This window comes from Sphingomonas sp. AC411 (assembly GCF_979253035.1).
Genome location: NZ_CEEDAQ010000002.1, coordinates 17,174 through 37,967, shown reverse-complemented (window position 1 = coordinate 37,967; position 20,794 = coordinate 17,174). Strand labels below are relative to the sequence as shown.

General features: G+C 62.0%; 28 protein-coding genes and 1 pseudogene. 15 read left to right on the top strand and 14 right to left on the bottom strand.

Going from position 1 to position 20,794, the window contains the following annotated elements; all coding sequences use genetic code 11:
* Positions 1–4 precede the first annotated feature (4 nt).
* The 11 genes and pseudogenes from AC0IX7_RS20615 (at position 5) to AC0IX7_RS20565 (ending at position 7,618) form a co-directional block, all read left to right on the top strand.
* The gene (locus tag AC0IX7_RS20615) at positions 5–313 is read left to right on the top strand and encodes a glycosyltransferase (protein ID WP_471814088.1); all 309 of its coding nucleotides are present in this window, start codon (positions 5–7) and stop codon (positions 311–313) included.
* A 78-nt stretch (positions 314–391) separates the two neighbouring features.
* Entirely contained in the window at positions 392–1,468 is a 1,077-nt protein-coding gene (locus tag AC0IX7_RS20610) for a glycosyltransferase (protein ID WP_471814086.1), read from the top strand.
* Positions 1,469–1,747: 279 nt separating this feature from the next.
* Entirely contained in the window at positions 1,748–2,485 is a 738-nt protein-coding gene (locus AC0IX7_RS20605; RefSeq protein ID WP_471814085.1) for an FkbM family methyltransferase, read from the top strand.
* Between the two features lie 264 nt (positions 2,486–2,749).
* Entirely contained in the window at positions 2,750–2,983 is a 234-nt protein-coding gene (locus AC0IX7_RS20600; RefSeq protein ID WP_471814083.1) for a hypothetical protein, read from the top strand.
* 36 nt (positions 2,984–3,019) lie between these two features.
* Positions 3,020–3,322, top strand: coding sequence for a hypothetical protein (locus AC0IX7_RS20595; protein WP_471814081.1), 303 nt, complete (start codon positions 3,020–3,022; stop codon positions 3,320–3,322).
* A 41-nt stretch (positions 3,323–3,363) separates the two neighbouring features.
* Positions 3,364–3,975, top strand: coding sequence for an MATE family efflux transporter (locus tag AC0IX7_RS20590; RefSeq protein ID WP_471814080.1), 612 nt, complete (start codon positions 3,364–3,366; stop codon positions 3,973–3,975).
* Between the two features lie 201 nt (positions 3,976–4,176).
* On the top strand, positions 4,177–4,359 hold the full coding sequence (locus AC0IX7_RS20585) for a hypothetical protein (RefSeq protein ID WP_471814079.1): 183 nt from the start codon (positions 4,177–4,179) through the stop codon (positions 4,357–4,359).
* 138 nt (positions 4,360–4,497) lie between these two features.
* Positions 4,498–4,895: pseudogene (locus tag AC0IX7_RS20580) on the top strand (hypothetical protein); the annotation flags it as partial.
* A gap of 95 nt (positions 4,896–4,990) precedes the next feature.
* Positions 4,991–5,983 carry an asparagine synthetase B family protein gene (locus AC0IX7_RS20575; protein ID WP_471814078.1) on the top strand — a complete coding sequence of 331 codons (993 nt, stop codon included), beginning with the start codon at positions 4,991–4,993 and terminating at the stop codon, positions 5,981–5,983.
* A complete protein-coding gene (locus AC0IX7_RS20570; protein ID WP_471814076.1) occupies positions 5,902–7,131 on the top strand; it encodes an asparagine synthase-related protein in 1,230 nt (409 codons plus the stop codon). The genes AC0IX7_RS20575 and AC0IX7_RS20570 overlap by 82 nt, the downstream gene beginning before the upstream one ends.
* A complete protein-coding gene (locus tag AC0IX7_RS20565; protein WP_471814235.1) occupies positions 7,025–7,618 on the top strand; it encodes a glycosyltransferase in 594 nt (197 codons plus the stop codon). The genes AC0IX7_RS20570 and AC0IX7_RS20565 overlap by 107 nt, the downstream gene beginning before the upstream one ends.
* Before the next feature lie 21 nt (positions 7,619–7,639).
* Here AC0IX7_RS20565 and AC0IX7_RS20560 read toward each other — a convergent pair whose 3' ends face one another.
* The 11 genes from AC0IX7_RS20560 to AC0IX7_RS20510 form a co-directional block, all read right to left on the bottom strand.
* On the bottom strand, positions 7,640–8,977 hold the full coding sequence (locus tag AC0IX7_RS20560; protein ID WP_471814075.1) for an O-antigen ligase family protein: 1,338 nt from the start codon (positions 8,975–8,977) through the stop codon (positions 7,640–7,642).
* Positions 8,974–10,251, bottom strand: coding sequence for a tetratricopeptide repeat protein (locus AC0IX7_RS20555; RefSeq protein ID WP_471814074.1), 1,278 nt, complete (start codon positions 10,249–10,251; stop codon positions 8,974–8,976). The genes AC0IX7_RS20560 and AC0IX7_RS20555 overlap by 4 nt, the downstream gene beginning before the upstream one ends.
* Positions 10,252–10,291: 40 nt before the next feature.
* Positions 10,292–10,627: a P-loop NTPase family protein gene (locus AC0IX7_RS20550; protein ID WP_471814072.1), complete on the bottom strand. Its 336-nt coding sequence runs from the start codon at positions 10,625–10,627 to the stop codon at positions 10,292–10,294.
* Positions 10,599–10,826, bottom strand: a complete 228-nt coding sequence (locus tag AC0IX7_RS20545; RefSeq protein WP_471814071.1) for a hypothetical protein — start codon at positions 10,824–10,826, stop codon at positions 10,599–10,601. Before AC0IX7_RS20545 ends, AC0IX7_RS20550 begins: the two co-directional genes overlap by 29 nt.
* Entirely contained in the window at positions 10,817–11,152 is a 336-nt protein-coding gene (locus AC0IX7_RS20540; RefSeq protein ID WP_471814069.1) for a hypothetical protein, read from the bottom strand. The genes AC0IX7_RS20545 and AC0IX7_RS20540 overlap by 10 nt, the downstream gene beginning before the upstream one ends.
* Positions 11,153–11,168: 16 nt before the next feature.
* Positions 11,169–12,446 carry a GumC family protein gene (locus AC0IX7_RS20535; protein ID WP_471814068.1) on the bottom strand — a complete coding sequence of 426 codons (1,278 nt, stop codon included), beginning with the start codon at positions 12,444–12,446 and terminating at the stop codon, positions 11,169–11,171.
* A gap of 99 nt (positions 12,447–12,545) precedes the next feature.
* On the bottom strand, positions 12,546–12,707 hold the full coding sequence (locus AC0IX7_RS20530; protein WP_471814066.1) for a hypothetical protein: 162 nt from the start codon (positions 12,705–12,707) through the stop codon (positions 12,546–12,548).
* Positions 12,686–13,393, bottom strand: coding sequence for a polysaccharide biosynthesis/export family protein (locus tag AC0IX7_RS20525; protein ID WP_471814064.1), 708 nt, complete (start codon positions 13,391–13,393; stop codon positions 12,686–12,688). The genes AC0IX7_RS20530 and AC0IX7_RS20525 overlap by 22 nt, the downstream gene beginning before the upstream one ends.
* A gap of 794 nt (positions 13,394–14,187) precedes the next feature.
* The gene (locus tag AC0IX7_RS20520) at positions 14,188–14,973 is read right to left on the bottom strand and encodes a metallophosphoesterase family protein (RefSeq protein ID WP_471814063.1); all 786 of its coding nucleotides are present in this window, start codon (positions 14,971–14,973) and stop codon (positions 14,188–14,190) included.
* Positions 14,974–15,098: 125 nt separating this feature from the next.
* A complete protein-coding gene (locus AC0IX7_RS20515; protein WP_471814233.1) occupies positions 15,099–16,136 on the bottom strand; it encodes a nucleotide sugar dehydrogenase in 1,038 nt (345 codons plus the stop codon).
* Positions 16,133–16,324 (bottom strand): hypothetical protein, encoded by a 192-nt coding sequence (locus AC0IX7_RS20510; RefSeq protein WP_471814061.1) that lies wholly within the window; start codon positions 16,322–16,324, stop codon positions 16,133–16,135. Before AC0IX7_RS20510 ends, AC0IX7_RS20515 begins: the two co-directional genes overlap by 4 nt.
* Positions 16,325–16,708: 384 nt before the next feature.
* Here AC0IX7_RS20510 and AC0IX7_RS20505 point away from each other — a divergent pair, with 384 nt between their 5' ends.
* The 4 genes from AC0IX7_RS20505 to AC0IX7_RS20490 all read left to right on the top strand — a co-directional run bounded on the left by AC0IX7_RS20505 (position 16,709) and on the right by AC0IX7_RS20490 (position 19,106).
* Entirely contained in the window at positions 16,709–17,701 is a 993-nt protein-coding gene (locus tag AC0IX7_RS20505; protein ID WP_471814059.1) for a site-specific integrase, read from the top strand.
* A gap of 122 nt (positions 17,702–17,823) precedes the next feature.
* A complete protein-coding gene (locus tag AC0IX7_RS20500) occupies positions 17,824–18,126 on the top strand; it encodes a type II toxin-antitoxin system HigB family toxin (RefSeq protein ID WP_471814058.1) in 303 nt (100 codons plus the stop codon).
* A 23-nt stretch (positions 18,127–18,149) separates the two neighbouring features.
* Positions 18,150–18,518 carry a helix-turn-helix domain-containing protein gene (locus AC0IX7_RS20495; protein ID WP_187503095.1) on the top strand — a complete coding sequence of 123 codons (369 nt, stop codon included), beginning with the start codon at positions 18,150–18,152 and terminating at the stop codon, positions 18,516–18,518.
* 9 nt (positions 18,519–18,527) lie between these two features.
* Positions 18,528–19,106 carry a hypothetical protein gene (locus AC0IX7_RS20490; RefSeq protein ID WP_471814057.1) on the top strand — a complete coding sequence of 193 codons (579 nt, stop codon included), beginning with the start codon at positions 18,528–18,530 and terminating at the stop codon, positions 19,104–19,106.
* On the opposite strand, the gene AC0IX7_RS20485 is transcribed toward AC0IX7_RS20490, so the two are convergent.
* From AC0IX7_RS20485 to AC0IX7_RS20475, 3 genes are all read right to left on the bottom strand, one after another.
* Positions 19,066–19,323, bottom strand: a complete 258-nt coding sequence (locus AC0IX7_RS20485) for a hypothetical protein (protein ID WP_471814055.1) — start codon at positions 19,321–19,323, stop codon at positions 19,066–19,068. The two genes, AC0IX7_RS20490 and AC0IX7_RS20485, sit on opposite strands and share 41 nt — an antisense overlap.
* Before the next feature lie 149 nt (positions 19,324–19,472).
* On the bottom strand, positions 19,473–19,949 hold the full coding sequence (locus AC0IX7_RS20480) for a hypothetical protein (protein ID WP_471814054.1): 477 nt from the start codon (positions 19,947–19,949) through the stop codon (positions 19,473–19,475).
* Positions 19,946–20,491, bottom strand: a complete 546-nt coding sequence (locus AC0IX7_RS20475; RefSeq protein WP_471814052.1) for a hypothetical protein — start codon at positions 20,489–20,491, stop codon at positions 19,946–19,948. Before AC0IX7_RS20475 ends, AC0IX7_RS20480 begins: the two co-directional genes overlap by 4 nt.
* Positions 20,492–20,794 lie beyond the last annotated feature (303 nt).

Sequence of the window (20,794 nt, the reverse complement as noted above, 5' to 3'; positions counted from 1 at the left end):
CCTGATGTCGACCTTGCAGGTATTGACGTGGTCGCGCGAAGACGAGGTCGCGCATATGCAACGGATCGACATCGGCCTCTATCCGCTGCCCGACGATGATTGGGTGCTGGGCAAAGCCGGGTTGAAGGTGATCCAGTACATGGCGTTCGGTCTGCCGAGCGTGTCGAGCGATATTGGTACAGCAACGCTTCAGGTGACGGACGGCGTCGACGGCTTCCTGGTGACGGGCGACGAGCAGTGGCTGGCAGTGCTGGAGCGCTTATGCCACGATCCGGCTTTGCGTCGGCGCATCGGCGATGCAAGGCAGGCATGAGGCGGTCGCTCGGTATTCCAGGCACGCGACCAGCGGCCAGTACCTTGAGGTCCTCAACAAGGTTTCGAGGCGACAGGCATGACGGCGGATGATCGAACGTCGTCGCGCAACCAACGGTTTACCGTGTTGTTGCCGGATCTAGGCGGGGGCGGGGCCGAGCGCGTGGCGCTTGCCCTGCTGCAAGGCTTCGTCCAGCGTGGGCATCCGGTCGATCTGGTGCTGGTGAACCGCCGCGGCGTACTGCTGCCGCTGGTACCGCAAGGAGTGCACATCGTCGATCTCGGCGCACCCAAGCTGCGGCAGGCGATACGGCCGCTGATCCGGTATTTTCGTCAACGCAGGCCGTCTGCAGTGCATGCGATGATGTGGCCGCTGCCGCTGCTGGCGATTATTGCGCGCTGGCTAGCGCGCGTCGACATGCGGATCGTCGGCAGCGAGCATACCACCCTATCGACGATGCCGCATGGGTTGCGTCACGCCGCAGTACGGGCGATTACCCGCCGGGCGTATCTCAAGGCGGACGCGCTGGTGGCGGTGTCGGCAGGGGTGGCAGACGACCTTGCGGCGTTTATCGAAGTGCCGCGGCAACGCATCACGGTGATCCACAATCCGCTGTTGTTGCCAAAGACGCTGCCCAGTGCGGGCCTCGCAGCGACACGTTGGCCTCCCGGTACAAAGCGTATTCTGGCGGTAGGAGCGCTCAAATCGGAGAAGAATTATCCATTGCTGCTGCGTGCATTTGCGTTGGTACGTCGGCGTATGGCTGCCTCTCTGCTGATTTTGGGCGATGGCCCGCTACGAAACGTGCTCGAACGGCAGGTGGCAGACGAAGGTTTGACGGATTTGGTCGTGTTCGCCGGGTTCGAGACCGATCCGTGGCCCTTCTATGCTGCAGCCGACCTATTCGTACTGTCGTCGGACTATGAAGGTTTTGGGAATGTCCTCGTCGAGGCGATGCATGCTGGTTTGCCTGTGGTGAGTACCGATTGTCCCAATGGTCCGCGCGAAATACTCAAGGACGGCGAGTTCGGTACGCTCATATCCTGTGGCGACGAAAATGCGCTGGCCATAGCAATCGAGCGTGATTTGCTTGAGCCGCCATCATGGGGGATCAGAACCAACGGGCAGCCGTCCTATCGGGCACCGAATCCATAAATGCGCATATAGCGGTTATGCAGGATCCATAAGACATCCTGATATCATCCTGCGGTAAATCTACGATATATGGTTATTTATTAATAAGATAGTAAAGGATGAATGAAAGTGAGAAATTCCCGTATATTTGATAGTATTAAAGGTATCAGGCGCCGCATACCTTTTCAAAATAAGATATATAGTGTGCTTCGTGGTATTGGTATTTCAGAGAATATTTATCAGCACTTACCGATAAACGGATGGATAACTTTAAAATCACAATCCGGGCGGAGCTTCCGGATGTTCAGCTACGGCGATGTCGTGGAAAATTCGCTGTTTTGGAGTCGCGATGGACGAGGGGATGATACGACGTCCTTCCAAGTGTGGGAAAGGCTGGCCACAATTGCTGACGGCATGATTCTAGATATTGGCGCCAATACTGGTCTCTATGCGATGCTCGCCAAGGCCGCGAATCCGAATGCGACCGTAAAGGCGTTCGAGCCGGTCAATCGTATCGCTAAGAAGCTTGCCCGGAATATCATGGGAAATGGCTACGACATCGAAGTCGTCGAAAAAGCAGTTTCCGACAAAAACGGGGTCGCGACCTTCCATGATTCCGCCGATCCGAAATCTTCCACGAACGGATATTCCGCTTCGCTAGAGAACGCGTTCAGCTTCAACGATCGCTCGTATCAGGTCAACGTCGTCACGTTGGACAGCATGCTGGCCGACGCGAAGGTTTCGCTTATCAAGATCGACGTGGAGTTGCACGAAGTGTCTGCCCTGCGCGGCATGATGGCGATAATAGAGCGGGACCGTCCATCGATCCTGATCGAAGTCATCAGTGAGGAAATCGCTGAAGAGGTGACACGCATGCTGAGCCCCTTCGGATATGAATTCTATCCGATCGAAGAAAAGAAGGGTCTTCATGCCGGAAACAAGCTGAGACCGCTGCCGGGACATAATTTCAACAATATCGCGTGTTTACCAAACTTGGTACAGGAAGCTAACTTATCTCAACTGATGGCCAATACATAACAGGCAGCTGTAACGTGATATCATCATGTATCACGGCGGCATATTACGCTAGCTAGTATGGTGTGTTCGATCACGGGATCGAACCTTGAATGGCTTTCGGCGGTCGGATAAGGGCGCCGGAATGACCGATGGTTCAAACCAGTCCCGACCGATCGTGGCGATCGAATTTCTATTCGCTGAAATGAACCTGGTCGACAATGCGAACTCGATTGGATACCTGATAACGCCTGTCATTAGCTTTTCGATCGTCGAGGACGGAGGCTGATGATCACCGAAGCACACATGATGGGCAAGGTGGAACCTTTAGCGAATCTTCCGATGTTTTGCGACCAAGCGCCATCGCGCGCGCAATTCTTCGATTTGAATGATGCGCACGCGCTGTCGGCGATCCCGCGTGATACCGAGACGCATTTCGAGCGAGCGCCCGACGATGAGGCGCAGGATAACGCTGCAAACGACGCGTCGCGACCATCAGGACACTTATGCGCAGCGGTATGATGCCATCGCTCTCGATACACTTGTACGACGGTCGCGATGACTAAAATCGCAGAATTCCGCGATACATTGCGCCTAGGTGCCGGGCGCTTGCGTCGTTCGCAGATCGCCGGGCCGGGGCTGGCTACGCTGGCCGCGATCATCGTCGGGATCGGGGCAACATTTCTGGGTCAAATGTTGATCTCACGCCATCTTGGCGTCAAATCCTATGGCTATTATTCGATCCTAGTGAGCTGGGCAATGCTGGTCGTCCTGCCAGCATCGATCGGTTTAGACGGAGCGATCATGCGGTTCATGCCGATCTATCTGCTCGAGGTGCGGCGCGGCGTTACCGCCGGCTGATCTTCATCACGTTGGCGACACAAATCTTGGGCGTGGCTAGCGTGGTCGGTCTGCTGGTATTGGGGGCCTCGGTGGGGATCGCCACGCTTGCCTGGGCGCGAACGGAAACACTCGTTTGGGTGGCGTTGCTGATTGGCGCGACGGTGATCGGCAATACCGCTGCTGCCGTGCTTCAGGCCGCCAGACGCATCATAATCGCACAGATATTCATGAACGTAATGCGGCCGCTGCTGGTTGTAATACTAGTGGCATCGCTCATCTATCTACGACCGGTTGGCTATGATGCGGTCGACCTGTTCCGCGTGACGGCAGGTGCCGCGCTTCTGGCGGTGATACCACTCACTGTTCACATAATTCGTGCGTTTTTCATCAAACCTTCTACCGATACGGGCGCGATGCCAGTCCGCGAGTGGCTGACGTTTGGTCTGTTCAATCTGACTGCAAGCGTTGGTCAGCAGGCGTTGATTCAGTTGCCGATCCTGATGGTCGGGACGCTGGGTGGTGCTAACCAGGCTGGATATTACGGCGTCGCGAGCCGGCTCGCCTCGACCGTGTCGCTTGGGCTTGCCGCCCTTGCTACGGTCAGTGTGCCGTTGATCGCGACCGCGTTCGCCACGAGGACCAGCACGAGGTGCGACGTATCGCCCGGTTGAACGTCCGCTTGTCCTTTGGTTTTGCGATGTTCGCTACCTTGGCGATCGTCGTCGCAGGGCGGTGGGTGCTGGCGGTTTTCGGTCCGGGCTTCGTCGATGCTTATCCGACATTAATCGTTCTAATGATCAGTTTGACGATGTCGTCGGCGCTGGGTGTGGCGACGGCGGTAGTAATGATGGGGGCATCCATCCGTGATCGCGATGGCCAACGCGATCGGCGTCGCCGTGCTGGCCGCGATGGCTTATGTTTTGGTGCCGATACTGGGCACAGTGGGCGGGGCGGTCGCGTATGGCGCCGCCAACCTGATTACCATAGGCGTGATCGCACTTTTCGCGTACCGCCGTCTCGGCATCAACACCGCGATTTTTGCGGGATGGAAATAGAATGACCGCCTGCTGGGCGGTATAATCAGGTGGCATAATGATCGGGCGCCAGGCTCGGTGTCCATATTGCCGCCCGTACTCGATCCCGATAAGAGGCCGCGATTGTTACGGGGGTAAAGACGATGTGCGGTATCGCAGGTGCGGTCGGCGTTAGGCCGATCGATCCGCCCGTGGCGTTCGCCATGGCGCGATACGCTTACGCATCGTGGCCCCGACGATAGCGGCGCGTGGTTTTCGGACGATCGCCGTATCGCCCTGCTTCATCGCAGGCTGTCGATCGTCGATCTGTCACCGCTCGGCCATCAGCCGATGACGGCGGTGTCGGGCCGCTACGAACTCGTCTATAATGGCGAGATCTACGATCACTTGGCGATCCGCGCGGAGCTCGAGGCGGCGGGCGTTGCTCCCGTCTGGCGTGGGCATTCGGATACTGAAACGCTGCTCGCGGCGATCGATGCGTGGGGGTGCGCCGCACCCTCGAACGCGCGACGGGCATGTTCGCGATCGCGCTGTGGGACCGACACGAAGGCACGCTGACGCTGGCGCGCGACCGGTTCGGCGAGAAGCCGTTATATTATGGCTGGGCGGGGGGCTGTTTGCGTTCGCCTCCGAACTCGGCGCGATCCGCGCGTTGCCCGGTTTCGCCAATCCGGTCGACCGGTCGGCGCTGTCGTCGCTGTTGTCGCGGACGTATATCCCGTGCCCGCAGTCGATCTATCAGGGCATCTTCAAGCTGCCGCCCGCGACGATCCTGACGCTGACGCCCAACGCCGTCGCGCAACCGCGCACGATGCCGTTCGCCGAAGGCCTGCATGGCGGCGCGACACTGACGCGCTACTGGTCGTACCGCGAGGTCGTGCGCGACGGCCTTGCCGACCCCTATGCAAGCGAAGCCGAGGCGATCGAGGCGGTCGAAGCGGCGCTTTCGACCGCAGTCGCCGGCCAGTCGATTGCCGACGTGCCGGTCGGCGCGTTCCTGTCGGGCGGATCTCGATCCTCGACCGTCGTCGCGCTCTACCAGGCCGCGGCGCGTGGCACGATCCGCACCTTTTCGATCGGGTTCGAGGAAGCGGGTTTCGACGAGGCCGTCTATGCCCGCGAGGTCGCAAACCATTTCGGGACGGAGCATCATGAGATGTATGTCGGTGCGGCCGATGCGATCGCAGTGATCCCGACGTTGCCGACCATGTACGGCGAGCCGTTCGCGGATTCATCGGCACTCCCTACACATCTGGTCAGTGCGTTCGCGCGCAAGCATGTCACCGTCGCGCTTTCGGGCGATGGCGGCGACGAGCTGTTCGGGGGTATAACCGCTATCTTCACGCGCCAAGGCTCTGGCGATCACTCGCGCCGCTGCCGTATCCGCTGCGCCGTCTGGCGGCAGGGGCGGGGGCGCAATTGCCCGATGCGGTGTGGAACGCGCTTGGGGGATTGCGGCACGCAAGCGACGCCCACCGTTTTCGGTGGCAAGGTCCGCAAGGCGTTGCGCACGGCTGCCAATGCGCGCGGGCTTGACGATGTCTTCGCTTCGCTGCTCGACGAATGGCATCTTGCGGCCACGCCGGTGCTCGACACCGATGGCTGGCGCCGCCCCCGCTCGATCTCGATATCGGCTCGAATCTAGGTGGCACCTCCGATGCGGTACGGATGATGTACGCCGACGCGACGAGCTACATGCCCGACGACATCTTGGCCAAGGTTGATCGCGCGGCGATGGCGGTGAGCCTGGAGACGCGTGTGCCGTTCTTGGATCATCACGTCGCAGCGGTCGCCGCACGCGTCCCGATCAACCGGAAGATCGTCGGTGGCAGCACCAAACACGTGCTGCGCCAGGTTCTCTATCGCCACGCGCCACGCGCGATGTTCGAGCGCCCCAAGGCCGGGGTTCGCGATGCCGGTCGGGCAATGGTTGCGTGGCCCCTTGCGCGACTGGGCGGAGGACCTGCTCGATCCTGTCCGGATGCGGCAAGAGGGGCATCTCGATCCTGCGCCTATCCAGCTGCGTTGGCATCGTCATCTTGCAAGCACTGCCGAAGACACGCCAGCTTTGTGGGCGGTGCTAATGTTCCAGGCCTGGCTGCGGCAGGGTGGCGCGGCGCCCGAAAGCGAGTGAGCGATGCAGAGACGGGGCAGATGATAAAGACCCCAACAAGAACGATCGTCCTGTCGATCAACACGAGCTGGAACATCGTCAATTTCCGGCGCAACCTGGTCGTCCGGTTGCAGCGCGAGGGCTATGACGTCGTCGCGCTTGCGCCGCGCGATGCGCATAGCGAAACGCTCGTCGCGATGGGGGTGCGTTATTTTCCGGTCGATATCGACAGCAAGGGGTTGTCGCCAGTCCGCGACCTGAAGCTCGCTGCGCAATATTACCGTATTTTGAAACAGCTTCGCCCGGTCGCGTTCTTGGGCTGGACGATCAAGCCCAACGTCTACGGCTCGCTCGCGGCGCATGCACTCGGCATCCCGGTGATCAACAACATCTCAGGCCTGGGAACCGCGTTCATCAAGGTCGGACTGCTCCACGCAGATCGTGCGGAGACTCTATCGTACCGCGCTCGCACGGTCGGCGACGGTGTTCTTCCAGAACCGCCACGACCGCGATCTGTTCGTCGCGCAGCGGCTGGTCCACGCGCCGCGTACCGTGCTGCTGCCGGGTTCGGGGATCGATCTGGCACAGTTTGTCCCCAATCCAGCGGGGGAAGGGCCGTCTCCGGTGTTTTTGATGGTCGCGCGCCTGCTCCGCGACAAGGGCGTGGTCGAGTTCGCTGAGGCCGCGCGGATCGTCCGCCAGACCCGGCCCGATGTCGCGTTCCAGCTGCTCGGGTTTCTCGACGTACAGAACCGTACCGCGATCGACCGCGCGATGGTCGATGGTTGGGAGCGCGAGGGGATCCTGGACTATCTTGGCGAGGCGACGGATGTCCGGCCGTATCTGGCGCGCGCGACCGCTGTGGTGCTGCCGTCCTACCGCGAAGGCATGCCGCGGTCGCTGCTCGAGGCTGCTGCGATGGGGCGCCCGCTGATCGCCACCGACGTGCCGGGCTGTACCGAGATCGCGCGTGCCGACGAGAATGCCTTCTTGTGTGCGCCCCGCAATGCGCGCTCGCTGGCCGATGCGATGCTCGCATTGCTCGGGCTGACCCCCGACGCGCGTGCGGCAATGGGGCGTCGCAGTCGAACAATCGCCGAGCGCGAGTTCGACGTCTCGGTCGTCGAGGTACGCTATCTCGACGCGATCGCACGCGCGATCGCGTAAACCGAAACCTGACCTAAAGGCTCAGATGGCGGGCCGGGGACGGCTGGCGACTGCGCTGCGTATAGGGCGGATGCCGGACATTAGGCCGATACACGCCGCGAACACCGCGGACAGCGCCGCGGTACGCAGCGGATAGTCGACCGTGCTATGCAACATGATCGCCGCGGTCGCGATGACGGCCGCCTGTGCGAACGGATCGGGTTCCTCGGCGCGCCAAATCGCGCGCACGCGGACTACCCACCAGGCCAGGAACAGCACGGCGAACGCGATCCCGACGATGCCCGTCTCCAGCAACAGCTCGAGCCAGTCGCTGTGCGCGTGGTTCATGAAGGTCGTGCCGACCGATTCGAGCGGCTCCTGCATGTGATAGACCGGCTGGAAGCTGCCGGTACCCGAGCCGATCGGGAAATAGTCTCGCGTCGCCCGCAGGGTAAGCGCGAATGAGGTCTGGCGCGACAGCTCGACATTGGCCTTTTGCGCGCCGAACAGGTTGTTGCCGAATGGGCCGACCACGATCGTGACGACCGCGGCAAGCGATACGACGACGGTGGCGACGACGATGCCGCGGCGCAACGCGCGGCGCTGGTGTCCGAAGGCCAGCCATGACCCGAGCGCCACGGGGACGCCCAGGCCGATCCCCGCCAGTGACGAGTTGATCAGCAGGCCGACGAAGAGGACGGCATAGGCTGCACCAACCAGCAGGCGGATCGCTGAGGCGCTACGCTGTGACCCGCTCCGCTTCAGCAGGGTCGCCTGTAGCGCCGCGAGGAACGGGATGCAGACCAGCAGCAGAGTCGCATTGTGGTTGGCGTTGGCGAAAAAGCCGACCGCGACGCCGTAATTGGTGACCCGGTAGAGATAGGCGCTGTTACCGCCGATCACCTGGAGCGCGCCGATCGCGACCGAGGCAAGCGTGACCGCGACGATCGCTGCAGCGATGCCGCGTCCGCGAAACGCACCAAGCACGACGACGCCCAGCAGCACGGCGAACGCCGGCATCAGCCAGAGGATGCTCGACGGGGCGATGTCGGGCGCCAGGGTCAACGGCAGCCAGGGTAGAGGTATGCCGAGCAGGCGATAGCCCTCGACCACCGCGCCGCGCCCAGGCAGCAGCATCCAGAGCGCGGGCGGCAGCGGCACCAACTGGAGCAGCGCGATGACGAGGAAGATGGCAAGCAGGCCTAGCGGCGCGCGGATCTGCGCAGAGGGACGCTCTTGGATCATCTGCCAAATCGCCCAGCCAATCAGCGGCAGGCTGAAGATCTGGAGGATGAAATTGGCGATGAATCCTGCCGCACTCGCGCCTCCGAGCAACAGGCAGGCGAGCAGATAGGTGGGGACGGCTGCATGGCGGATCATGGCGTGGTTTCCGACGCGGCTGCTGATGTAGCTGTCGCCGTACCTACCGCCTTACCTGTCGATGCCGGCCCCGACACGGTGCGAAGGTCGAGGTCGCGCAGCGTTACGCTCAACGGGGACGGGAAATCGCCGGCTTCGCCGCGCAATATCAGCGTCTGCGCCGGGCAGCCGGTTGGAATGACGATTTCGGCCGTGATGCGGTGCGGCTTGGCGGTCGCGGTCACGCTGACATTCATCAGTTGGTTGCGGTCGATGGGTGCAGTCGGTCCGCAGGCGAGCGACCAGTAGAGCTTGGCGGCTCCATCGGTCTTGCCGGGATCGACGGTGAACGCGAACCGATAGCGTCCCGGTTGCAGAACCAGCAACTGGCGCGCCAGATCGCCGCTGTCGCGACCGTAATAGTCCACCACCAAGCTATTGTTGCGGATATCGGCTGCGCCGAGACCGCTGGCGGTCAGTGTCCAGTCGAACGGAGGCGACGCAGCGGTTTTGTGGAAACCGGCGTTGATGATCGGCGCTGCGGCCTGCGCTGGTGCGACCCCGTAGATACGCTGCCATACCGACCGCGCCATCGGATATTGGCCGCGTTCTACCAGCCGGGTGACCAGGATCGGCCCCCAGCTTTCCTTGTCGCGGGCATCGGCACGGCCTGTGGGGCTTGCGAGCGCGAAAATCGTGTCCGGCGCGGTGTCGGACTTGGCGAGCGCGATCAGCACGCTGCGTTCTAGAATCGGATCGATGCGCAGCGTATGGCGGACCGCGTCGTGCGTTTCGGGCGCCATCGTCATCTTCGCCATTGCGGTCGCGATCGGCGCCTGGGTCGCGCCAAGAATCCGCGCCAGAACCGAGAATTGCGTTGCAGCATCGGCGTAGCGTGCAGTGCGCAGATAGCGATCAAGGAGCAGCAGGTGGATCAGGCGCTGGCGAGGATCGAGCCGCTGCCCGGCCTCCAGCGTCGCGACAGCACGTGCAGGCATGCCGTCGAGCAGCTGCTGATGGCCCAGGATCAGATAGGCACGGGCATCGAGTGGTGCGTGTGCGGCCGCGCGCCGCACGGTGTCGAGCGTGGCGGTGTCGAGCATGCCGTGTCGCTTGACGAGTATGGCCGCAGTCCGCGTGAGCACGGCATCGGGGTAGCCGGGAGCAAACCGGGCAATCGCGGGTGACGTCGCTGGCAACGTCCTCACCATTGTCGACTGGAAGGACAGCCAGCCGACCCATACGCCCGCAACCGTCAGGACCGCAGCGGACGCAAAGCCCCGTGCAGTGGCCAAGCCTCCAAGGTCTGCGCCCTTGCGGCGCGATCCGCGGTCTTTACGGCTCATCATGCATGGTCAGCATGATGCGGCGCTTCTTGTCGCTACTGTCCGCGACATAGCGATACTGGTCCTTGTTCTGCCCATAGCCATAGCCATAGCCGTACGACGCCTGAGGCTGGTAGCGCGTCAGGATGGCACCGACCATGTGCGCTCCGGCCGTTCGCATGCGATTCTGTGCCTCGACTGCGGCCCGCGTCCGGGTGCGACCGGACTCGATCACCATCAACGTTGCCTGCGCAATCGACGACAATAGCGGGGAATCCGCAAGGCCCAGGATCGGCGGACCGTCGATGACGACGACGTCAAACGTCGCCGAGGCGTCGGCAAGCAACGTAGCAAACCGAGCCGAGGCAATTAGTTCGGGGGCTTGGTGGAATGGTGCCCGATGGCATGACCCACAACGCGTCGACATCGGTCTGCAACACATGGTCGCTGAGCGACCCGGTATTGGTCAGGATATGCGACAGCCCTACATTCTCTCGGCCCGTAACGAACGCGGGCCGGCGCATGTCGGCATCGATCAGCAGCACCGACTTGCCGAGACGCGTGAAGCTGTACGCCAGTGCCCAAGCCGAGGTCGACTTGCCTTCGGCAGGACGCGTGCTGGTGACGAGCAGCGTCTTGGGGCACCACCCTCGGTGACGAACTGCATCGCCGAGGCGGTCGACAGATAGGCTTCGGCAACCGGCGACAACGTATCGCGCAATTCCTCGATCGGCTTGGCGGTCTTGGCGTTGGGAATGCCGCCCAGGAACGGCAAATGCAGTTTGTCGCGGACGTCGTCGGGCGACTTAATCGTGTCGTTGATGAACTCAAGTACGATCGCGGCTAGCATGCCGAGGATGAAGCCCAGCACCGCCCCGATCAGAAGGTTAAAGTAGAGATTGGGCGAAAACGCCCCCCGGTACCAGCCCGCGATCGACCACCGAAGCGACCGCTGTGCCGATCCCGCCGGCGACGCCGATCTCCTTGTAGCGCTGCAGGAGCGCGTCGTAGAGCGTGCGGTTGGTGTCGACATCGCGTTTGAGGATATTATACTGGATCAGGCGGCCGCGTTGATCGAGTACCGTGCCGCTAAGCCCGGAAACCTGCGATCGCAGCCGGTCTTCTTCGGCGCGTGCCGCCTGGAAGTCCTGGCGAAGTGTACCGATGCGATCCGAATTGGCCGTTCGCGTCTCGGTGACGACGGACGCACGCAGAGCGTCAATCCTTGCCTTCAGCGCGACCATCTCGGGATAATCGGGACGGAAGGTCTGAAGCTTCTGCTGGTATTCGGCATTGAGTGCTGCGATCTGCGCGCGCAACGGTGCCGCATTGGTGCTGCCTTCAGTCGTCGCGCCGCCTAGAGCAGCTTCACGATACTTCTGCTCGGCTGCGATGCGGCGTGCCTGCGTGGCGGCAAGCGCGGTGTTGAGCGAGACCAGCGAACTGCCGGTCAGTGAGTTGATGTCGCCGCCGTCCTCGCTGCTGCCCGTGCTGATCAAGCGTTGCTGTTGCGCATAGCTGGTCAGCTGGCGTTCCGACCGTTCCAGATCGCGCCGTGTGGTAGCAATCTGACGCTGAAGAAAGTCGCGCGCGTAGGACGAGGATTGGTAACGGCGTTCGAGATTGGTCGCGATATAAGCGTCGGTGATACCGTTGACGACCTTCGCGGCGATCTGCGGGTCGCGCGCGATGAACGATACGGTCACGATCATGCTCTGTGGTCGCAAGACTACCTTCGTCCCACCCTGCACGAACCCCGCCGCGATGGCGGTGTTGGCCGTGCGATCGGTCCCCTCGCCGACGATGGTCGGATCTGCCGCAAGGTTAAGATTCTGCGCGACGCGTTCGGCCAATGCCCGGCTGCTAAGCAAGGCAAGCTGCGTTCCCACGAAATTGACATCGCTGCGTGCGCTATTCTGTCGTCCACCCTTCGTCCCTTCGTCAGCTATGACTTCGACCTGGGGCGGGTTGAGCTCGAGCGAGGCGGTGGAGCGATATTTCAGCGGCGTCAGCAAGGTGATCAACACCGCGGCAGCGATGCCGGTGCCGATAGCAGCGAGGATCAGCCATCGCCACTCGACCGCAATGCGCCACAACAGCGACAGAGACAGTTCGCGCCCACCAGCCGCACTCCCATAGCTGCCATAACCGCTCTCGTTGGTCATGGGGGCGAGATCGCGGCGCTGATCCGGTTGTACGGTCAGATTCGTGGGACCCGCGGCCCCTGGGCTTGCCATTTACAATAATCCTAGAGACGAAAGACGTCAGAGAGCCAAGAAGATGGAAGCGAGCGGGAGGCTCTGCATCAGGTCGCGCTGGGTCTTCTTATTGCCCGAACCGTCCACCACAACCGTGTCACCCGGAAAGACCTCAGGATCCTTCATCTCGCCGCGGCGGATGCTAGTTAGGTCAAACGCTGCAGCCATGCGCTTCCCGCCGATCGTACGGAAGATGGCCACGCGGCGCGGATTGGCCAGATCGTCAGTGCCGCGCGCGAGCGCAATCGCTTGACGAGCGAAAGCGACCCGGTCGCGGGATAGATGCCAGGCTGGCGGACCGACCCATCGACGGTGACGACGCGGCTCGCCGATGCCTTCAGCGACACAGTAACGCTGGGATTTCGCAGGTATTTCTCGTCGAGCCGTTTGGCGATCACGGTGCCCAGCTGGCTGGTGCTCAGACCTACCGCGTCGACACGGCCGACCAGCGGCATGGTGATGCGCCCGCTCTGATCGATATCGTAATCGCGCGTCAGATCGCCGACCTGAAAGACCATGACGCTGACCGTATCGAGGGGCGCAAGCTTGTAGGTGTCATCGACCGCGACGACCTTTGGTGCATCCGGCGCGCCAAAGTTGCTGGAATCGTAGGGAATGTTGCCGCCCCGCGTCGAAGCACAGGCCGCCAGCAAAAGTGCCAGGCCAAGAGCGATTATCCGGGTCATCGATCCGTTTCTCGTCATGTCGTCGCCTTGCAAGCCGAACTGCATCCCCATGATGCAAGCTGTCACGTCTACAATTAACCCCGCTTTGTCGCAACCCGCGTGGTGAGCAGCGTGGAGCAGACCTCTGTGGTGGTAATGCATGCCCATTGACAGGATCGGGCTTGCCATGTCGCATGTCGCATGTCGCATGTCGCATGTCGCATGTCGCATGTCGCATGTCGCATGTCGCATGTCGCATGTCGCATGTCGCATGTCGCATGTCGCATGTCGCATGTCGCATGTCGCATGTCGCTGTCTCTCGCGCTCACGCTACTGCTTCAGGTCAATGGCGCTGTCAGCCGAGCTATAGCCGACGAGATCCTTGTCGTGGCAAAGCCCCGCAAATGCGACCTTTCGGTTGCGGGTCCCCACCATGCGCGACCCCGAGTTCAAGGTGCGCGCGGCGGAATGGGCGGCGGGACGGCCGGTGCGCGTCGTCGTGCCTTACCGATGCCCGTACCAAATGCCTCGTCAAGATCATGTTCCGCCTGCACGATAAAGGGGTGACGCGTGCCAAGTTCGTCGATGCGCCCACCACGATGGACGGGGGCGACAAGCGATGATCGCACTCGTACTCGAATGGGAGGCGTTCAAGGTTTGGTTGACCGCAACGACGGGCCTCTCGCATCATGACTGGCATCTATTGCTCGGAGTGTTGCTTATGCTCGGCTTCACACGACTGCTGCGTCTGCCGCTGAGCGCGTGGGTACCGTTGCTGATCGTCCTTGCTCTGGAACTGGTCAACGAGGCGCTCGATTTCGCCCGCTATCATAACGATGGCTACCCGTGGGGGCCCGGTCCGGATGTTGGTCGATATCGCGCTCACCATGCTGTCTCCGCTCGCGATCGTGCTGGCGGCGCGGTGGGACCCGCTCGACTTCTATCGTTTCAAGCGACGCCCGCAGGGCATGATCAAGGTCGCGCTACGCTAGCGCCGGTTGCAATCCGGTGGCTAGGAAGCGGAGATCGTCCTCCTCGATCACGGCCGCGGTGAGAACGCCGGTCCGATAGGCGCCGGTATCGATGCCGATCCGGTTGGTGCGATGATCGATGCCGTCGCTGATCGTGTGACCGTGGATTACCATGCAGCCATGATCGTGCGCGTCGGACAGGAAGGGTTGTCGGATCCAGCGCAGATCGCGGGGCTGCTGCTGGTCGATCGAAATGCCCGGTCTAATACCGGCATGGACGAGCAGATAGTCGCCGAACGCGAACGTATCGCCGAAGGTCTTCAGGAACGCGACGTGCGTTTCGGGAATAGCGGTCTGTAAAATCTCGGCGATCCGTTGCTCATCCATCGCCTGCAGGGCCGAGACCGCAATCCCATAGCTTTCCGCGCAGGCGTCACCGCCAAAACCCAGCCAGTCGTGCGCGACGCCGGCTTCCCCGGCCAGAGCGCGCAGCAGAAACTCCTCGTGATTGCCGAGCAGAAACAGCATCCTGGCGGGGAAATGATTCAGGCTCTGCAGGCGCTCGATCACGCCGGCGGAATCCGGTCCGCGATCGATCAGGTCGCCGAGGAAGACAACCACTGCGGTTTCCACCGGACGGTCGGCAATGTCGTCCTCGATGCGGCCGAGGAGATCGTCGACCAGATCGAGCCGGCCATGGACGTCGCCGATCGCATAGAGGCGCTTGCCCTTGGGACCGGCGAAGCTTCGCGCCGACGATACGCTGGCCGACATGCGGCGAAACAATTTAGAGAACACGCAAACCTCGAACGCAAACACTCGCGATCTCACTGTGACCGCTCCGTCTGCCTGTAAGGCCGTGTTCTACATCGTCCATAGTTTTGACCCGGTGGGCACCTGTTGCGACCCCGCAAGCGCGTTCTTCAGATCGACGATCGCGCCCCCGGCGCAAGCAACGGGGTGAATCGGTTAAAATTTTCGACCAGTTCGCGGTGCGGTACCGCCAGGACGATCAGGTCGTATTCGGCCGTATCGGGGACCGCAACGATCTCCAGGCCATATTCGTGCAACGCTTCGGGTGCGGAGACGAGCGGGTCGTGGACGTCGACCCGGTGACCGAGCGCCTGGAACGCCGCGACCAGATCGGCGACCTTCGAGTTACGCAGATCGGGCACGTCCTGCTTGAACGCCAGCCCGAGCATCAGCACCTTGCCGGCGCCGCTGCCTCCCGAACGCCCGTGCCAGTCATGCACGTCCTTGGCCACCCACGCCGCCATGCCGTCGTTCATGTCACGGCCCGCCAGGATGATCCGCGGATCGCAGCCGAGTTCGGTCGCGCGGTGCGCGAGATAATAGGGGTCGACGCCGATGCAGTGCCCGCCGACCAGGCCGGGCTCGAACTTCAGGAAGTTCCACTTGGTGCCGGCTGCCGCCAGCACGTCCCACACCGACAGATCCATCTTCGCGAAGATCTGCGTGATCTCGTTGACGAACGCGATGTTGATGTCGCGCTGCGCGTTCTCGATCACCTTGGCCGCTTCGGCTGCCTTGATCGATGCCGCACGGAACACGCCGCCGCTCGTCACCTGGTTATAGAGTGCGGCGATGTCCTCGAGGACGTCGGAGGTCTGGCCGGAGATCACCTTGGTGATCCGGTCGACGGTGTGCTCGCGGTCGCCCGGATTGATCCGCTCGGGCGAATAGCCGAGGAAGAAGTCCTCGCCGCATTTGAGGCCGCTGATCCGTTCGAGTTCCGGGCCGCACATGTCCTCGGTGACGCCGGGATAGACGGTGCTCTCATAGATGACGATCGAACGCCGGCCCGGCTTCAGCATGCCGCCGACGGTACGCGTCGCGGCCATCACGATACCAAGATCCGGCGTGTTGTTCGCATCGACCGGCGTGGGTACGGTAACGATGTAGAAATCGGCGTCGGGGCAGGCGGCAGGATCGGTCGTCAGGCGCAGGCTGGACGCGGCGAGGCGATCGGTATCGATTTCCCCGTGCGATCGTGCTGGCGCTCGAGCTCGGCGATGCGACCGGTATCGACGTCGAGGCCCCAGGTCTCGAACGACTTGGCCAGCGCCACAGCGAGCGGCAACCCGACATAGCCGAGCCCGACCACTATTACGCGCTTGTCTCCGATCATGTTCGACACCCTATATTCTGTTTTGCGAAAATCGGTTCCTTACCGACAACCTGCGTAACGACAAGTCGCGTTAATTACAGGTTTGGGCCCATATTGGGGGGAACAGTCGGAACGGATGCGGTCGGACCGGTCTAATCATATTCTCGTTAAAACGTCGGCAGCTGTCGAGCGACGGGTGTTCGGTCGCGCGATCACCGGGACAAACCTGAGAGATCCAATTTATTCCGATAAATGGTATTCTCGGAATAAAGAATCATCGGTTCGGCGTGGTGGAATTGCCATGCGGTGTTCGGTGCATCACAGGCCGTTCGGTCGAATTTGGTCCAATCGAATTTTGGTCATCAAGAAAATTTCGGCTCGTCCGAACTGTTGGAGCACTGACGCATGACCGACGACCTCGACGACACCGCGCTCACGCGGATTGCGTCGACACCGTTGATCCCGTTGCTGTTGGACGACGAGATCGAGGCGGCACGCGCCTATGTCGCTGCGGCGCGGGCGCCGGCGACGCGACGTGCGTATGAATCGGACTGGCGGATATTCCTCGCCTGGTGCGCGGCGCGGGCGATCGAGCCTTTGCCCGCCGCGCCCGGCGCGGTGGCGATCTTCCTGTCGGCCGAAGCGGACGCCGGCGCACGACCATCGACGATCGGGCGGCGCCTGGCGGCGATCGGCTATATGCATGCGCAGGCCGGATATGATCCGCCGCAGCAGCAGCCGGGCGCGGTCGCGATCCGCAATGTCGTGGCCGGGATCCGGCGCACCCACGGTATCAAGAAGGTCCAGAAGCGGGCCGCGGACGGCGACATGCTGCGCGATATGCTGCGTGGCTGCGAAGGCGACAGCGTGCGTGCGGTGCGCGATCGCGCGCTGCTCGCGATCGGCATGGCGGCCGCCCTGCGACGATCCGAGCTGGTCGCGCTGGATATCGACGACGTCGCGATCACGCCCGACGGGCTGTTGATCACGATCCGCAAATCGAAGACCGACCAGGAAGGCGAAGGTGCGACGATCGCGGTGCCGGAAGGGCGCCGGATCCGCCCCAAGGCGTTGTTGCTGGCGTGGATCGCCTGCGCCGGGTTCGGTGACGGCCCGGTGTTCCGCAAGCTGACGCCGCAGGGGCGGATCACGGCCAAGCCGATGAGCGACCGCGGCGTGGCGCTGGTGGTCAAGGCGCGCGCTGCGGCCGCGGGCTATGACCCGGCACAGGTGGCTGGGCACTCGCTGCGCGCCGGCTTCCTGACCGAGGCGGCGCGGCAGGGTGCGACGGTGTTCAAGATGAAGGAAGTCAGCCGGCACAAGTCGCTCGAGATCCTGTCCGACTATGTCCGCAACCACGAGCTGTTCCGCGATCATGCCGGCGAACGCTTTCTGTAGCGGCGAGGCGATGGCGATCCGGCCTTATATATATGCTGTATATACGAGGCACGAAGCCCCATGCTTCCCATGGCGGGAAAATGGCTTGCTTCCCATCATGGGAAATGCTATTTCGTTGCGGCATGAGGATCATCGCCAGGAACAGGTTGATCGCGTTCTGGGCGAGGCATCCGACGACCGAAGCCTCGTTGCGGCATTGGCATGAGGTCGCCAGCGCGGCTTCGTGGAAGAGTCCGCTGGAGGTGGTCGCGGACTTTTCGAAAGCCAAGTCGCTCGACGGCGAGCGGGTGCGGTTCGAGGTTGCCGGCGGAGACTATCGGATGGTGGTCGCGTTCGACTGGAAGCGGTCGATCGCCTTCATCAAGTTCGTGGGCACGCATGCGGACTATGACAAGATCGATGCGCTGACGGTGAGCCTGTTTTGAGTATGCCAATTGGAGGTGGCGCGATGCACATTCGTCCTATCCGGACCGACCAGGATCACGAAACGGCGCTGCGCGAGATCGAGGCGCTGTGGGGCGCGGAAGATGGCACCGAGGCGGGCGATCGGCTCGACGTGCTGGCGACCTTGGTCGAGACGTATGAAAGCCGGCGCTGGCCGATTGAGCCGCTGGATCCGGTGCGCGCGATCGAGGCGGCGATGGAGATGAACGGCTACACCCGCGCCGAACTCGCCGCACTGATCGGGCAGTCGCGTGCGACCGAGATACTGGCGCGTCACCGTGCGCTCACCCTGCCGATGATCCGCAAGATCGCCGGAGCGTGGCACGTTCCCGAAAAGGTGTTGGTGCAGGATTACGCGCTGGCAAAGGCGTAGGCGGACAGCATGACAAATTTCAGTAAAACCATCATGTCGCTGGCATGCCTGATCCTTGTGGCAGGTTGCGATCAGGCATCGACGCCCACGCCCAAAGCGGCGAAGGCGGCGGAGGATCCGATAACGGCCGACGTCGACCGGATGGAAGCCGGGATACGTATCGCCGCTGCCAACAAGCGGATCGATGAACTGGAGCGAGAGGTCGGTGCGTTGCAGGCGACACCGGAAAAGCTCGATCTCGAACTTTTGACCAATCGTGTGGAGGCATTGGAGGCGAAGGTGGGCGGCGATGCATCTTCCCCGGAAAGCCGTTGGGAAAAACAACGTCCGAGCCCAGCCAGACCCCTCGATCGGGTTCGAAGCCCGACGGGTCAAGGCCAGATAAACAGCAAACCTCTAAATCGGGTTTGCTATAACCCGGCAACCGGATGCGGTTGGCGGTTGATCGCTTCAACTCAGCGGGTTCATATCGTCGCGATACGCCGCAAGGCCTTTTGTGAAAACTGTGCTCTTGTAAAAATGGGCCGGAATTACCGGCCCATTTCAATCAGTTGCTGTCCGAGTCGTCATCGTTCTCATGATCGATGATCAGGTACGTCACACCCGCGAGGATGCCGATACCGATGACGATCGGAGCGATGCTCAGATCCTGGAGACCAGCGAGATTGCTGGACTTCGACGTAGGCGTGCCTGCACGAACCGACGAGAGCGACCCAGCCGAGCTTGCAACAGGGGCGGCGCTTGCTGCGACTGGCAATGCAGTCAGGGCAATGGCCGATGCGGCCAGGGTCAGTTTCTTAATCATAGGTCACTCCCAGGTATCAGCCAGTTCGGCTGCCCCGCCCAAACGATTACAACCGTTAAGGGTTCCTGGAACGAGACCAATCAGGTGAGCGCGGTATTGCAACCGCTGCCTGATCGGCCACCCATGCTCTACCAGATCCGATCGCGTTTTCAGGGTATGGGCGGGCCTATAAGCCGTTCGAAGCCGCCGCTCAGCCCATTCGTATCGAGCACGCCTGCCAGCCACGTCATCATTTCTCCGTAGATGACGCTTTGGGCGGCCAACTGCGGGTGATTATAGGTCTCGAACACCACGCCTTGATGGGTGGAGGTATAAACGCTGGGCCAACCGCCGCGTCGCTCCACCCATTTGAACCCGCGATATTCGAAGTCGATCAGTTTGACGTCCTCCTCGCGGGCAAGGTCCGCAAGTATCCCGTTCCAGGTCGCATAGGTTGCCAAGCCGTCGACGATCACGCCGCCCCCGGTCCAATCGCGCTTCTGAACCTGCTGCGTGGAAGGCGGGACCAGGAATTCGTCGATCGGCGGATCGAAGTGGCGAACGACACTATTGAAGACACCGCTTTCCTGGATCGATCCAGGTTCGACCTGCACCGTATTGCCGCCAACCCTGCGGGTCACCGTCATGACGATCCCAGCATTTGGTCCAGCGTTTTGCCCAGCGTTCTGCTCGGTGCGGTCGTCGATACGTAATTTGCTACCGGCGCGTATTGCCTGCCCCCGGCGCGCTCGAATAGCCCTTGCCCATCCACACCCAGAAGGGGTGAGCCGAACGTATTGGCCTCTCGGTCAAACGCCAATCGTCCCCCGTAACGCAGGGTTTCCTGCTCGGCTGGCCATGCGATTCCTTCGTTCAGCGCGTTACGAATTGACGCTGGCGTAGTCCTTTCGGGCCAGGGATGCATCGTGTTGCAGACGATCGGCACGGCACCCGTCGTCTTGATCTCGCGCAGAAGCGGTCGAAGCCGCTCCTTGGTATAAGCAGCATTTGGTCCGCGCCCGTGCACGCCATACGCCGACCCGCTGTTCATCCCGAGACCGAGGACAACGACGTCGTACGGCTTTCCTGCCACGCCGGCATATTGGTTGGGGGTCTGATCGTCGAATGAACCGCCGACGGCTGCATTGACTTCGCGGATCGTCCGGCCGGCCGGCCGAGCGGCCATCAACGCTTTCGCGAAGTAGCGGGTCGGCGTGTTGTCGGCGATGATGGCCGATCGATCGGGATTGCTGAAGCCTACCAGATCATCGCCCAGAAAACCGACATGCCCAACGTCAAGATACCGAGCGTGCTGCGCGATTGGAGCAGGGGCGCCGAGGGCGTGGGTGTCGGAGAAGGCGTCGGTGCAGGTGCAGGCGTTACGGGCACGACGGCGATAGGGGCGTCGCTGGTGCCACCCTCGCCGCCACATCCGCTAGCGCTACAGTGCTGACGATGCCGCTTACGGCTGCGCGCCGGGTCGGTGTCATGT